12 protein-coding genes are annotated in these 13,660 nt (G+C 51.3%); 10 read left to right on the forward strand and 2 right to left on the reverse strand.

What is annotated here, in order from left to right:
• Positions 1–14: 14 nt before the first annotated feature.
• The 4 genes from IOQ59_RS08740 to IOQ59_RS21175 all read left to right on the forward strand — a co-directional run bounded on the left by IOQ59_RS08740 (position 15) and on the right by IOQ59_RS21175 (position 2,746).
• Entirely contained in the window at positions 15–1,310 is a 1,296-nt protein-coding gene (locus IOQ59_RS08740) for an ATP-binding protein (protein WP_193952897.1), read from the forward strand.
• A 117-nt stretch (positions 1,311–1,427) separates the two neighbouring features.
• Positions 1,428–2,168 carry a MipA/OmpV family protein gene (locus IOQ59_RS08745; RefSeq protein ID WP_193952898.1) on the forward strand — a complete coding sequence of 247 codons (741 nt, stop codon included), beginning with the start codon at positions 1,428–1,430 and terminating at the stop codon, positions 2,166–2,168.
• Between the two features lie 220 nt (positions 2,169–2,388).
• A complete protein-coding gene (locus tag IOQ59_RS21170; RefSeq protein WP_228050790.1) occupies positions 2,389–2,562 on the forward strand; it encodes a DUF4156 domain-containing protein in 174 nt (57 codons plus the stop codon).
• Positions 2,531–2,746, forward strand: coding sequence for a DUF4156 domain-containing protein (locus tag IOQ59_RS21175; protein ID WP_228050791.1), 216 nt, complete (start codon positions 2,531–2,533; stop codon positions 2,744–2,746). Before IOQ59_RS21170 ends, IOQ59_RS21175 begins: the two co-directional genes overlap by 32 nt.
• Before the next feature lie 44 nt (positions 2,747–2,790).
• Here the strand turns inward: IOQ59_RS21175 and IOQ59_RS08755 are convergent, their stop codons facing one another.
• Positions 2,791–6,033 carry a mechanosensitive ion channel domain-containing protein gene (locus IOQ59_RS08755; protein ID WP_193952899.1) on the reverse strand — a complete coding sequence of 1,081 codons (3,243 nt, stop codon included), beginning with the start codon at positions 6,031–6,033 and terminating at the stop codon, positions 2,791–2,793.
• 201 nt (positions 6,034–6,234) lie between these two features.
• Here IOQ59_RS08755 and hypF point away from each other — a divergent pair, with 201 nt between their 5' ends.
• Together hypF and IOQ59_RS08765 are read left to right on the forward strand one after the other, a co-directional pair.
• Positions 6,235–8,559 (forward strand): carbamoyltransferase HypF, encoded by a 2,325-nt coding sequence (hypF, locus tag IOQ59_RS08760; protein WP_193952900.1) that lies wholly within the window; start codon positions 6,235–6,237, stop codon positions 8,557–8,559.
• Positions 8,560–8,639: 80 nt separating this feature from the next.
• Complete coding sequence (locus IOQ59_RS08765) at positions 8,640–8,945, forward strand: hypothetical protein (RefSeq protein WP_193952901.1); 306 nt, start codon at positions 8,640–8,642, stop codon at positions 8,943–8,945.
• 121 nt (positions 8,946–9,066) lie between these two features.
• On the opposite strand, the gene IOQ59_RS08770 is transcribed toward IOQ59_RS08765, so the two are convergent.
• Positions 9,067–10,008 carry a LysR family transcriptional regulator gene (locus tag IOQ59_RS08770; RefSeq protein ID WP_307726996.1) on the reverse strand — a complete coding sequence of 314 codons (942 nt, stop codon included), beginning with the start codon at positions 10,006–10,008 and terminating at the stop codon, positions 9,067–9,069.
• Positions 10,009–10,205: 197 nt separating this feature from the next.
• Between IOQ59_RS08770 and IOQ59_RS08775 the strand changes: the two genes are divergently transcribed.
• Genes IOQ59_RS08775 through IOQ59_RS08790 form a run of 4 tightly spaced genes read left to right on the forward strand, consistent with a single transcriptional unit; the run spans position 10,206 to position 13,569 of the window.
• On the forward strand, positions 10,206–11,219 hold the full coding sequence (locus tag IOQ59_RS08775) for a TRAP transporter substrate-binding protein (protein ID WP_193952903.1): 1,014 nt from the start codon (positions 10,206–10,208) through the stop codon (positions 11,217–11,219).
• 59 nt (positions 11,220–11,278) lie between these two features.
• Positions 11,279–11,818: a TRAP transporter small permease subunit gene (locus tag IOQ59_RS08780; RefSeq protein WP_193952904.1), complete on the forward strand. Its 540-nt coding sequence runs from the start codon at positions 11,279–11,281 to the stop codon at positions 11,816–11,818.
• Complete coding sequence (locus tag IOQ59_RS08785) at positions 11,808–13,136, forward strand: TRAP transporter large permease (RefSeq protein WP_193952905.1); 1,329 nt, start codon at positions 11,808–11,810, stop codon at positions 13,134–13,136. The genes IOQ59_RS08780 and IOQ59_RS08785 overlap by 11 nt, the downstream gene beginning before the upstream one ends.
• Positions 13,137–13,140: 4 nt before the next feature.
• Positions 13,141–13,569, forward strand: a complete 429-nt coding sequence (locus tag IOQ59_RS08790; protein WP_193952906.1) for a universal stress protein — start codon at positions 13,141–13,143, stop codon at positions 13,567–13,569.
• Positions 13,570–13,660: the final 91 nt, after the last annotated feature.

The raw sequence follows: 13,660 nt of genomic DNA on the forward strand, positions 1-13,660 counted from the left end.
CTCAGGACACCTGTATGGCGCGTTTATTCATCACCCTCTACGCCGGAATCATTGTCTCTTTCTATGTTTTTCTATTCTCTGTTGAAATCATCGCGACCAGTTTGTCTTACGACGTAGGCGCACAGGATTCGCGCAATACGCTGATGGGCTATGTTGCGTTGCTTTCGCGGGTTAAAGCTGCGGCGGGAGAGCAGGCGATGCAGGAGGCGATGCATGAAGTGGCAAACCTGAACGCAATGTTGGCTTCAGAGGTAACCGATCCGGTTGTTCTGAATCACCCAAAAATTAAAGCGTTGCCAAGTCCCGGCGGAATGGTTGATCAAATCGATCTGGAAGAGCACGAGCCGGCCTACTTTCGTTTGGCTGAAGACACGCGGGTATTTCGGGTGATTGATGATCCTGATGCGGAACTCTGGGCTAAAGAACGTTTGCTCAACACCCTTGCTCAGTGGGGACTGCTGTTGGTGATGGGGTTGATCGTGGGCGTATGGTTCTTCTACCTTCACCGTAAATTAAAACGATTGGAGCTTGCTTCCGGTCGGATCGCAGCTGGTGATTTCAGTGCGCGTGTGGGTGAGGATGGTGGCAGTCGTGTTGGCGGTTTGAACCGGGCGTTTAACGGCATGGCAGAGCGGGTGGAGCAGCTTATCGCCAGTCATAAACGGCTGACGAATGCGGTGGCTCATGAATTGCGTACCCCTATATTTCGGTTACGTTGCCAATTGGAGCTTCTGGAGCACGGTTGTGCGAAAGAGGAGCACGATCAGTTTGTGGAAGGGATGGAAGCTGACCTTGAAGAACTGGAGACGATGGTGGATGAACTACTCACATTTGCCCGCATGGAGCGCGCTGATCTTGATGTGAATCTGGTCTCCACCGATCTGGATCATTGGTTGAATCAACAATTACCGATGTTGATACGTAGCAGCGACCTGCCGCTCAGTCTCAACATCGACCAGCCGGTATCGGCCATGGTGGATTCGAAGCTGCTACAGCGTGCGATTACCAACCTGGTACGCAATGCAGACAAATACGGTCGAGAACAGGTCAGAATCTGTCTGTTGCAGACAGCGGATATTGCACAGATCTGTGTGGATGATGACGGACCTGGTATTCCACCGTCTGAGCGTGAACGTGTGCTGGAACCCTTTGAGCGTTTGGACAGTGCGCGTACCCGTAAGACAGGGGGATATGGCTTGGGCCTGACAATTGTGCGAGAGATTGTGGCCTATCATCGGGGCAGTGTGTTAATCGAAGACGCTCCATTAGGCGGCGCGCGGATTATTATTAATTTGCCCCGGAGCGTATAAATGTATGTGAATGTAAGGGCGCGTACATACATTCACATACAGAATCCAGATACTGTCAGGGACATCGGGTCGGCAGAATACACTCATCGAATTTAAATACGGATGAGGAATTCACCGATGAAAAAACTAATTATTGTCAGCACCCTGACCTCTTTGTTTGCCGCGTCAGCCGCTATGGCGGGTGATATGACCGTGGTAGGTGGTGTAGCAACCTTCGAATCACCGTATAAGAACTTTGATGATGACACCGCCGTCTATCTGGATGCCCGCTACAAAGAGGGGGATTTCAGTATCGATGAACGGGGTCTCAACTACCGCGTGTTAGGTACAGATGACACGCCGCTGAATATCCATGCAACGCTGACCAGTGCGGGCGATGGCTACGATACAGATGACTCCACCGTCTTTACGGGTATGGATGAACGTGATGGCAGTTTGGATCTGGGTGTTAGCGCAGATTACACCCTGGGTGATGGTCAGGTGAAAGCAACGCTGGTGCATGACATTACCAACAATCATGAAGGTTTTGTGGCGGATGTGAACTACAGCCATGACTTTGAACTGGATTACGGTCTGACCGTGGTGCCGCGTGCGGGTGTGGCGTATACCAGTGAAGACTACACCAACTATTACTTCGGTGTTCGTCAGAGTGAAGCAACCGGCAGTCGAGCTGCCTACAACGCCGACAGCGCTTTGAACCCGTATGTGGGCTACCGCATGACAATGCCACTGGCAGGTGCATGGAGTCTGGTACATGAAGCTGCGTATGTTTGGTTAGATGATGAAATCACCGATTCCTCTTTAGTTGATCGTGACAGCGCCTGGGTCGCAGCATTTGGTGTCGGTTACACCTTCTAATCAGATTTAGTTTTTGGCGCTCCGGAGATTCCAATGGAGCGCCACTCCCTCCGACTCGCTTATCTTTGCGTTCACCTTCCGGAATACGATGAAGGGGTGACCGGAAGTGTCTTAGGGGGCAGGTTTATTGGGTTGATGGTCTCTCCAAGTATTTAAATCTGTCCCCGTTTTTTATTTTCTATTTTTTATTTTCAAAAGTAAATTCAAGGATCGATAATCCATGCACGTGATTAAACTGACCTCCATCGCAGCGATGGTGCTGTGTGCGGGCTGCAGTGCTGTCAAAGCCGTACCGGAAGCCAAAACTGTTTTTCTGGTCGAAGATAAACCGGCTCAAAGCTGCCAGTATCTGGGCGAAGCGATTGGCAGTCAGGGGCAACTTCCTATCGGGTAACTTCACCGCCAGCGATAAATTGATGGAAGGGGCGCGCAACGACTTGCGCAACAAAGCCGTCGATATGGGGGGGAATACCGTGCATGTGCAGAACATTACATTACATTACATTACATCATCCCAATCGGATGACGCTTTAGGAACCACCAACACGCTGGTGGTTGGGCACGTTTATCGTTGCTAGTTCAAAGACTGGAAGTGGCGGCTGAACGCCACTTCCAGTGCCGATTATGGCGTGTCAGGTTTCGCCGCCCGATGCAGATGGACATCCAGCTGCGGGAAGGCGATCTCCAGCCCGGCATCTTTGAATTTCGCGGCGACCTTGGTGTTTACCCGATGCGTCATTTCCAGACGGTCGGCCATCGCGTTCACGTATAAGCGCAGTTCCAGATTCAGTGTGCTGTCGGCAAAGGCTGTAAAGAAGGCTTCGGGTTTAGGGTCTTCCAATACCCGATCTTCCTCTGTGGCCGCTTCCAACAGCAGTCTGCGCGCCAGTTCCGTATCAGAGCCATAGGCAATGCCCACCGGAATCACAATACGGGTTACTGAATCGGTCAGTGACCAGTTGATCAGTTGCTGGGTAATAAAAGTCTTGTTGGGAATGATCACCTCTTTGCGGTCCCAGTCTACAATCGTTGTCGCGCGGATCTGAATACGGGTGACTGTGCCGGTCAGGTTATCAATGGTGACGGTATCGCCGATACGCACCGGTTTCTCAAACAATATGATCAGACCGGATACAAAGTTCGCCACAATCTCCTGCAAACCAAAGCCTAGTCCGACACCCAGTGCCGCTACCAGCCACTGCAGTTTCCCCCATTCCAGCCCGAAGTTGGAAAACGCGCCCAATATCCCGACCAGAATCAGCATGTATTTAATGAGTGAGCTGATGGCGTAACCGGTGCCGGGTGTCAGATCCAGGTTGCGCAGGATCAATAGCTCCAGGAGTCCTGGCAGGTTGTATGCTGCGAGTAAACTGAGGCTGAGAATCACCACGCCAAAGAGGAGCGATTTCAGGGTAATATGGCGGGTCACTTCGCCATCATCAGATAGCGTGCTCCACAACTCTACGTTGTCCAATGCGCCGAAGAACGGCAGGAAACCACCGAGAAATCCCCAAAGCATTCCCACCAACATCACCAGCGTAGCGGTTTTTAGCAGGGTGCGTGAGTGATCAGAGATCGTTTGTAAGTTCAGATAGTTCGTTTCAAGAGGCGGTTCATCCTCCTGCTTTTCCCGTGCGGCCAGGATTTCAGCACGGCGTGCTTTCACCCGGTCAAACTCCAGGCGACGTTCTGAGATCAGGACCAAACGCATGCCCAGCTTGTAGAACACGATGACCGATAACAGCACCATCAACGTTTGTAGGACCGCATAGATCATGAAGTTGACGGTGAAGGTATATCCGGCGGCGGTCATGGCCAGCATTGATACGTTAAACAGTACTAATGCGGACAACCATAATTCGGCGCGGGACCACCAACTGATAGATTCAGTCAGTTGGTTGAGCTGCAGTTTAACCCGCCACAGACTGCTCCAAAGCAGAACGATGATGGTGATCAGCGCTAACATGACCAGACGCACAAGCCCCGAACGCATCTCGTCTGAATCAATATTCCACAGATAGATTTGGAACAATAATAGCGGCAGGCAGGCCAGATAGAGTATGGCCAGACGCTGGCGTAAGGCCCGAGTTAGTTTTTCACTCATGTTGAAGTGAGCGGCAAACAGGCCATGGGGCGTTTTCAGCCAGTTTCGCAAGCTGTGTATCACCCAGGTACTGATCGCTGCTACCACACTGAGTGTGGTCCAGGTTTCCGCATCCGGGTGAGCTGGGTTAATCAGGCTGCGGCCTGCCAACCAAAGCGTCATTGGCAGCGGTAACGCCGTCGCGACCGATAGCACCATCGTTTGTACACTGTGGTGAAAGCGATCATGAATCACATTCCCTATCTGCTGTCCCCACTGTTCCCGGTGCTGGCGATGATAGTGGCTCAACCAGCTGAAGCCCAATACCGCGAACAGCAGCAGTAGCGCCCTTAAGAAGGTGGAATCATCAGCTCTGAATAGCGGTTGAGATTGCTCCGCATTCCAGTGCTTGATCAGCTGCCCGGCGGAGATGAACAGTTCTTTTGGCCAATCCAGATTGATGGGGTTAGAGACCGGATTCCAGAGTAGCTGCTTGGTCAGCAGGTCGCTGTTACTTTCAATATGTTGATTGATCTGCTTTTCGGTACTCAGGGTTTGATTAAGGATACCGATCAGCTGTTTATGTGCATCGGTCAGTCGGATTATGAGTCGCTCTCGGTCATTCAGTAGATCTCGATACAGGGATTGTTCCTTGTCGTTGAGATCCGTCGAAATGGATGTTGGAGGCTGACCTTGCAGGCTGGTGGTTTCTGTTTGCTTCTGTTCCAGCAGGGTGTTTTCAAGTCGTAACAGGTTAATCGCGTTGGCGGTGAGCCGTGTATCAACGGGTTCCCGATTACGGAAGATAAAGCGACGTTGCTCAGGACTGACGTGGCTGACTTCCAGTTCCAGCTGCTGCGCGATCGAGCGGAATGTACTGCTGAGCGTGCTTAAACGTTGTTGTATCAGCAGACGCTTAGTATCGGCTTGTTCTATCTGGCTGAGAAGGCCGCGCAGTTCAGTTGAGAGTTGCTGGTTTTCGCTATAGGCATTGGCGAGGAATGGATTGACCTGAATATCGGACAGATCACTTTCCAGCTCTTGCAGCGTTTTTTCGGCTTCGCTGCGTTGGCGCTCCTGTTTGTATTCACGCAGCTGATCCAACAAGGCTGACTGCTGAGCGTGCTCGTTCTTGAGTTGCTGCCATGTTAAACGGGCAATCTCAGCCCGGCGCGGCAATACCAGCAGTTCCAGTTCCAGAACCTGTACCCGTAATCGCCGCTCGGCAAAGCTAGCGCTCTGTAATTGCTGGAGCAGATCACTATTTTCGCCGCTGGTACTGCTATCCGAGACATCCAGTTTCAGACTGGTGAGTTCTTCACGGATACTCTGCTGTCGTTGTTCTGCCTGGGTTTCTGCCTGACGTTGCAAAGCCTGATCGCGTTCGACTTCAAGTAAGCGGGTGTTGATCGATGTGAGTTTCTGATCCAGCTGTTCGTCACTCAGGCGTTCCGGGTGGCGGAGCGTTGCTTCTTTCAGACCCTTATCAAGCACCGTTTCCAGCGCTTTGATCGTTGCAGGCTGGTGGTCGATCTCCTGTTGTAGATCGCGTATCTGCTGATGCAGTTGCTGCTGGCTTTGCAGGGCTGCCAGTGTTTTCTGAAGTAGCTGGCGACGGTTACGATCGGTTACCGTATCGGTATCGCTCTCCGCGAACTGCTCAATCTGTTGTTGCAGCTGTTTGATATCTTCCTGCGTATCGGCGCGGGCCACCGAGGTCAGTGAAAATAGTGTGATCAGGGTAAAAAACAGTGCCAGTAACTGGACAGAAAACCGTGGCATCGGTGGTCCTCAAAGCTAGGTGGTAAGGCTGTCATTAACTATATGCAGAAAGTCCGCAAAGGGACATATCAGATCTGCGCAGCATCGTCCCTGTGACTCGGAGAACGCAAAAAAACTCCCCCCCGTTAGAAATTCATGCTCTGATAGTTCGATACAGCTCTAATCAGCAGATCGGTTCTACAACGGGAAGTAACAGGTAACATGAAGACTCAGCATAACGGCGTTCGGCTCAGCATTCACGGTTTGGTACAAGGTGTGGGGTTTCGTCCGTTTGTCTGGCGTCTGGCGCAGCAGCTGAAGTTAAATGGCTGTGTGTATAACGATGCCAGTGGTGTCAAAGTTGAGCTGTTAGCTGATGCGCAGCAGCGGGCGCTGTTTATTGACAGGTTGTATGCTGAACTGCCGCCGTTGGCCCGAATTGATGGTGTGGATAGCAGATCGGCGGACCTGCCGGACTTCTGCGGTTTTGAGATTGTGCAAACCCAGCAGGGGGCAGTGAGCACTGGCTGCGCTCCTGATGCTGCCACGTGTCCACAGTGCCGTCAGGAACTGTTTGATCCCGGTAATCGTCGTTTCCGATATCCTTTTATCAACTGCACACACTGTGGACCCCGCCTGAGTATTATCCGTCAGATTCCCTATGACCGGGCGTCAACAACGATGGCCCAGTTTGAGCAGTGTCCTCAGTGTCTGGTGGAATACCAAAATCCTGCAGATCGGCGTTTTCATGCACAGCCCAATGCGTGCGCTACCTGCGGACCGCAGGCATGGCTGGAGGATCATACCGGTACTCAGATAACGACGGATGATCCGTTTCATACGCTGGCCCGGGCGCTGAACGATGGCAAAATTATTGCGATTAAGGGGCTGGGTGGTTTTCACCTGGCATGTGATGCAAGCAACCCAGTCGCGGTGACAGAGTTACGTCGGCGTAAACATCGCCCCGATAAAGCCTTTGCGCTGATGGGACGTGATCTTGAGGTGATAGGGCAGTATGCGGCGGTGGACGATACTGCAGCTGAATTGCTTCAGAGTTGTGATGCGCCTGTTGTGCTGATGGATGCGGTTACAACTAACTGCCCACGTCTGGCGGACACTGTTGCCCCCGGTCAGTATCAATTGGGATTTATGCTGCCTTACACCCCGGTGCATCTGCTGTTGATGGAAACGCAGTCACAACCGTTAGTGATGACCAGCGGTAACCGAGCCGGTGCACCGCAGGCGATGAGCAATGAAGACGCGCGCGAGCAGCTCAATGAGATCGCTGATCTGTTTCTGATGCATGACCGCCCGATTCAAAACCGGGTGGACGATTCTGTGGTACGCCAAATAGACGGGCACAGTCACTGCTTGCGCCGTGCAAGAGGGTACGCGCCGACGTCACTCGCGTTGCCAGCGGGCTTTGAATCCGCCGCCGATCTGGTTGCCTTGGGGGCGGAGCTAAAAAACACCCTCTGTCTGCTGCAATCCGGTCGTGCCATTGTGACTCAGCATCTGGGGGATCTGGAAGATGCCCGAACCTATGAGCAATACCAGCGTACCTTGAGCCTCTATCAAAACCTGTATCAACATCAAACTTCACTGTATGCCTGCGATCTGCATCCGGAATATTTATCCAGCAAACTGGGGGAGCAGATCGAGGAGCAGGGCAATCATCTGATTAAAGTGCAGCATCATCACGCTCATCTGGCTGCCTGTCTGGGTGAAAACGGCTATCCGCTTGAGGGTGATGCGGTATTGGGAATCTGTCTCGACGGTACCGGCTTCGGTTTGGACGACACATTGTGGGGAGGCGAGTTTTTACTCGGTGGTTATCAACGGATAGAGCGCGTGGCCCATCTCAGACCGTTTCCGTTAGTCGGCGGAGTGCAGGCGATACGTGAGCCTTGGCGATGCCTCTACGCACAGGTGAAACAGGCTCAGCCTGAAATAACACACGATCAATTGGTGGCAATATTTCCTATGCTGGTGGATAAGCCCTGCGCAACGCTGGACAAAATGATTGAGAAAAGACTTAACTGTCCAATCACCAGTTCTGCGGGGCGTTTATTTGACGCAGTGGCCGCAGCGCTCGGATGCCATGCTGAACGCATATCTTACGAAGGGCAGGCCGCCATCGAGCTGGAAACTTTGGCCCGACAGGGCAATCCCGATTCAATCCCTTATTCGCTGACACTTGATCGGTCTGCAAATCAGATTGATCCAGCCTCTTTTTGGCTGCAGTTATTGCAGGATCTGAACGAAGGCACGCGCACCTGCGCAGATATGGCGTATGCTTTCCATAAAGGATTTGCCAATGCCGTGGTTGGGCAGGTTTTGAACCTGCGTGAACAGCACACCTTTAGCGCCGTTGCGCTCAGCGGAGGCGTAATGCAAAACGGTTTATTGTTCAGTGACTTGCATCAGCAATTGACCGCAGCCGGGCTTGAAGTGATGACCCATCAGAGACTACCGTCCAATGATGGCGGTATCGCCTTTGGTCAGGCATTAGTCGCTGCTGCACAACAGGGAACACAGGTGCGATAAGTTATGGTAATGTCCACATCTGGACGATGCCAATTGATAGGCAGCAGTCTTTATTAGTAAAAAAGTAAACAGGAGTATATATGGCAGGCTCTCCTAGAGGCCGGGGAAGAGGCGGATATAAGAACGCCAATCCGAAGCTAGTCGGTCGGGGAATTTTGGAAAGTGTGGCAACCACCGGACCTTTTAATGATTGGGTTGGGATGCCGCAATATTACATCCACATGCTGACGGTTGATGCTCAGGAATACAGTTATCAGTCACTTGATAAAACAGTGGAAATTGAGCTGGGTAAAAAAGTGACGTTCCGTTACAGAGAGACGGCTAAAGGCCAGATTGTTGATAAAAATTCTCTTGGGGTCGTGATTGACCCGAGTGAACTGATGTAAACGGAATCAACGTTTACAGTAACCAACTCATTTACCGTTTGCCCGCCCAGGCAGGTAAGTGAGTTGGCTTTCAGATTGTTCTGCTCAGTCTCATAGAGTGTTTCAATTGAGCGCTCATCTTCTAATAGGGCGGTGCGTCTTCCGCATCGTGATGCAGTTCCCCAATGGTCTGTAAAAACAGCTCCTTCGCCCGGTTGGGTTGAGTGGATTTTTTGCTAATAACCGCAACCCCCAACAGAAACTGTTTGGTCTCCTTCGCAACCGCTTTGAGTTGTCCTTTCTCCACATACGGCTTGGCGATCTCCTCCGGGAGGAAGCTGATAAAGCAGCCAGACAGCAGCAGTGCAATACGGGCTTCATAAAAGTATGACACGCCGCCAAGGTTCATCTGAGATAACTGCTGATAGACTTCCTCGTGAGGCTTCAGGCCCGCATGAATTAACTTATGTTGATTGACCATCTCATCGGTTATCTCGTTTTCGGGCACCTCGAATAAAGGGTGTTCCTCGCCACAGTAAACATAATGTACATCGGTAAACAGGTGGATGTAGTTCAGACCTTCTAAACGGCGATGATAGGGGATAATGGCCACATCCAGATGGTTGTTCAGCACCATCTTTTCCATGGCGGTCATATGTTCCACTTCAATCAGCAGCTCCACATCAGGTGCCTGCCGGTGAAATTGTTGGAATATCTTTGGCAGCATGCAACGTTCATCGATACTGAGCCAGTCGCTAAATGCGATGCGCAGTTGCCCGGACGGACTGGTACTCAGGTTGTTGATAGTATTTCTGAACTGATCAAGCTGACTTAACAATAGCGTGATCTGGTCGTAGATAACGGCACCTTCTTCCGTCAATGCAAAGCCGCCACGTCCCCGCTTGCACAACTTCATATTGAGACGAGATTCCAGATTGGCGATGTGATTGCTGATCGTGGGACGGCTGATATTGAGCTCAGTTTCTGCGGCGGAAAACCCCTCGCATTCCACCACTGTCTTAAAGACCTTTAACTGCTTAATTTCGAAATCGCCCAGTTGTCCTAGTGCTTTTGTTGCCATCATCGAGACCTGTAAATACTTCTGTCAGAGTCAAAATTATAGGTACTTATGTTTGGAAATATATATCTAATGCTGTCGTTACGTAAAATTTGACGAACCTTTACGTCGAGAGCACAAGATTTAACCAGAAAGGGAGATTTGGGAAGGTAGGCGGACACAATCAAAGTCTTCCATTAGTTGATGTACCACAAGGGTGAGATATGTTTAAAAAGATAAAAAAGAAGCTCTCAACGTCTGCTTTAGCAATGGCTCTGGGTCTAAGTACAGTCGCTGCCGATGTGTCTGCTGCCGAGCACAACTGGCGCTTCAGTAACTTGTACGGACGGGGCACTGCATTTGGTGAAGTCTACGAAAGCCTGGCGAAAAACATCGAGACGATGTCCGAGGGGCGCATCAAAGTACAAGTGCTTTACTCCGGTGAAGGCGTTGGTACCAGTGGCCTGCTGGGCGCTGTGAAATCAGGCCTGATTACGATGGGCGCCCCTTTCCAGTCGATGCATGCGGGTGAATTACCGGCCGGTGTTGTGGAGATTGGTTTGCCGGGTGGTACAGATGATCCGAAAGAGCTGCAGACCCTGTTTCATGACAAAGGATGGGATAAGGTGCTGACCAAGGCGTACGGCTCTCAGGGCATGGTATGGCTGGAGCCGTATATTCAGCCTCCGGTGTATGTGCTGACTAAACAACCTATCAACTCGGTAGAAGACCTCAAAGGCCTGAAAATTCGCGCGCCGGGAGCTTATGGCAAGTTCCTGCGTAATCTGGGTGCCTCTCCGGTGTCACTGGCATGGAGCGAGATCTACACCAGCTTAGCAACCGGTGTTATCGACGGTTCGATCGGCAGCAACATGATCGATCACCGTGACGGTAACCACGTAGAAGTCGCGAAGTATATGTACCGCTTGCCACTGGCTGGCGCGCAGGTACTGCCAATCGTTGTACACCGTGGTGCATGGAAGAAACTGCCAGACGACCTGAAAGCCGCCGTGCGTAAAGCGACCGAGGTGCATGCTGCTGATCAGTTGCGTTTGTCCAAACAGTGGGAATCCGAAGCGGTGGCTGAAATGGAGTCTAAAGGCCTCCAGTGGAGTCCAGAGCCATCAGATGCAGACCGCGAAGCGTGGGCAACCGCCGGTGCTGGCCTTTGGGATGAATACGCTTCAAAAGACAAATACAGCAAGCAGCTGATCGATATTCTTCGTAACGGCCAGTAAGTCCGGCGAAGCTTTGGATAGGGTGCTTTACGGCACCCTTATTCGTTGCAGGTGAATCTATGGTTATTTCCTTTCTTAGAGGTTTCTGCCGAAGCATTGATGCCTTGGTAAAAGGGTGTGGAAAACTGGCCTCATTGCTCATGCCGTTGCTTGCGCTGGTGGTGGCTTTCGAAGTGTTTTCCCGCTACGTACTCAACAGTCCAACCATTTGGGCATTTGATCTGTCGCTCTTCATGTTTGGCTATATCGCTGCATTGGGTGGTGCGCATGCGCAGCAGAATCGTGCACATATCAATGTCGATATTCTCTACCTTCAGGTGTCGCATAAAACCCGCAGTGTGTTCAACCTGATCTCCTACGCATTGGGAATCTTCTTCTTAGTTTTGATTGTTTATATGTGTTTTGGAAAATACGAAGAGGCGCTGGAATTCGACTATCGCCGACAGAGCGAATGGGCGCCACCGATGTTTCACTTCTGGGTCATGATGTGCGTGGCAGGCGGTTTGTTTATCGGGCAATTGTGCAGAGATATGCTGGCTGAACTGTTCTTTTTGGTGACCGGTCGTCCACTGCTTGAGGAGGTTGCCCATGGGCATTGAGATGTTAACCGTGGTGCTGTTGTTATGCATCCTGGTCTTTTTTGCGTTGGGTGCTCAGGTCGGACTCGCATTGGGTGGCATCGCGATGGCGATAGGTTATATGACGTGGGGGGACGGTATTTTTAACGTCATCCCTTCGACACTGGAAGCGACCTATTTCAGTTTTATCCTGCTCGCCATTCCGCTGTATATCTACATGGGGCAGCTGCTGACTAAATCGGGCATCGGTGATGCGATGTTTAATTTTAGTCAGATGCTGATCGGGCGTGTACGAGGCTCTCTGGCGATCAGTGTGATCGGCGTATGCTCAATGATCGGTGCCATGGTGGGTATTATTGGCGCGGGGATTATGACATCGGGCAGCATCGCGCTGAAACCGATGCTGGAACGTGGTTACAACAAACGTCTGGCACTGGGTGTCATCATGGCGGGCGGTGGGTTGGGTATCCTCATTCCACCGAGTATTCCGATGATCATGTTTGCCGCATCCACACAGAACTCCGTGGGCCGGATGTTTTTGGGGGCGATGTTACCCGCCTTGCTGACGGTGGTGCTGATGATTCTTTATGTGGTGATCAGCTGCATGCTGAACCCGGATCGCGCGCCGCGGGATAAAGATATTGCTGAGCAACCCGTACTCAAGGGGAAAGAAAAGCTACGTATCGCGCGTGACGGGTTGTTTTCGATGATTCTGATTGTTGCCGTGTTAGGCAGCATCATCTCGGGTATTGCGACACCGACCGAGTCCGGTGCGATTGGTGTGGTTGGCGCGATCTTTTTAGCGATCATCTTTAAACGCTTTAAAGCCGATATGTTTCTTCACGCGGGATTTCAGACGGCGACGCTGGTCAGTGTTGCGATGTGGATTATCTTTGGTGCCTCGGTATTCAGTAACTTCCATCTGCTGATGGGAGTACAGAATATGGTGGCGGGCTTTACCGAAGGTCTGGATCTTCCGCCGATCATGATCATCATCATGTTCCAGCTGATCATGCTGTTATTAGGCTTCATCATCGATGAATTCATCATTGTCCTGATGTGCGCGCCGATATTCACGCCAATCGCTGTTTCTCTGGGGTACGACCCGATCTGGTTTGGTGTGCTGATGATCATCAATATTCTGATCGCGGTTCAGACACCGCCCTACGGCTTTGCGCTTTTCTATCTGAAGGGGATCGCGCCGCCGGATATCGGTATGTCTGAAATCTATAACTCGGTTACGCCGTTTATCCTGTTAAATCTTGCGGTGTTGATACTGTGCATGGTCTTTCCTGAGATTGTGACCTGGTTGCCAAATACTGTGATGGGGGAGGGTTAATCTGATGTTTAATAAAGTGCTTTTGCCGGTAGATCTGTCCCATGAAGATCATATCCGGGAGCTGATGCGAGTGGCTGTCAAAATGGCGGAGGGGGAGTCGCCGGAAGTGCATATGCTCTATGTGGATCAGAGCCTGATCCACAGCGCCGGTTATCCCCATCTGAATGAGCAAAGCATTGCAGACCATCATCGTGACGCTAAACATACGATGGACCGATTATTGGCTGAGTTACCGGAAGGTTTGATCGGATTTAGCCATTGCTGTGAGGGAACTGCACACGACCAGATCCTTGAAACCGCGCAAGCTTTGGCCGTCAACGTGATTGTGATGATGGCGCGTAAACCGGGCATTCGCAGCTATTTTATTGGCTCCAATGCGGAGCGAGTGGTACGTCATGCGGGGTGTTCGGTGGTGATCGTGCGCAACGATTGATCTTACATCTGATGCGTTACCAGGTATAAAAAGTCCGGGCTCATCCCCGGACTTTTTTTGTTTTGAACTATCTTATCCGATTCATGACTTC

The sequence above is a fragment of the Pontibacterium sinense genome (genome assembly GCF_015209595.1).
GTDB classification, from domain to species: domain Bacteria; phylum Pseudomonadota; class Gammaproteobacteria; order Pseudomonadales; family Balneatricaceae; genus Pontibacterium; species Pontibacterium sinense.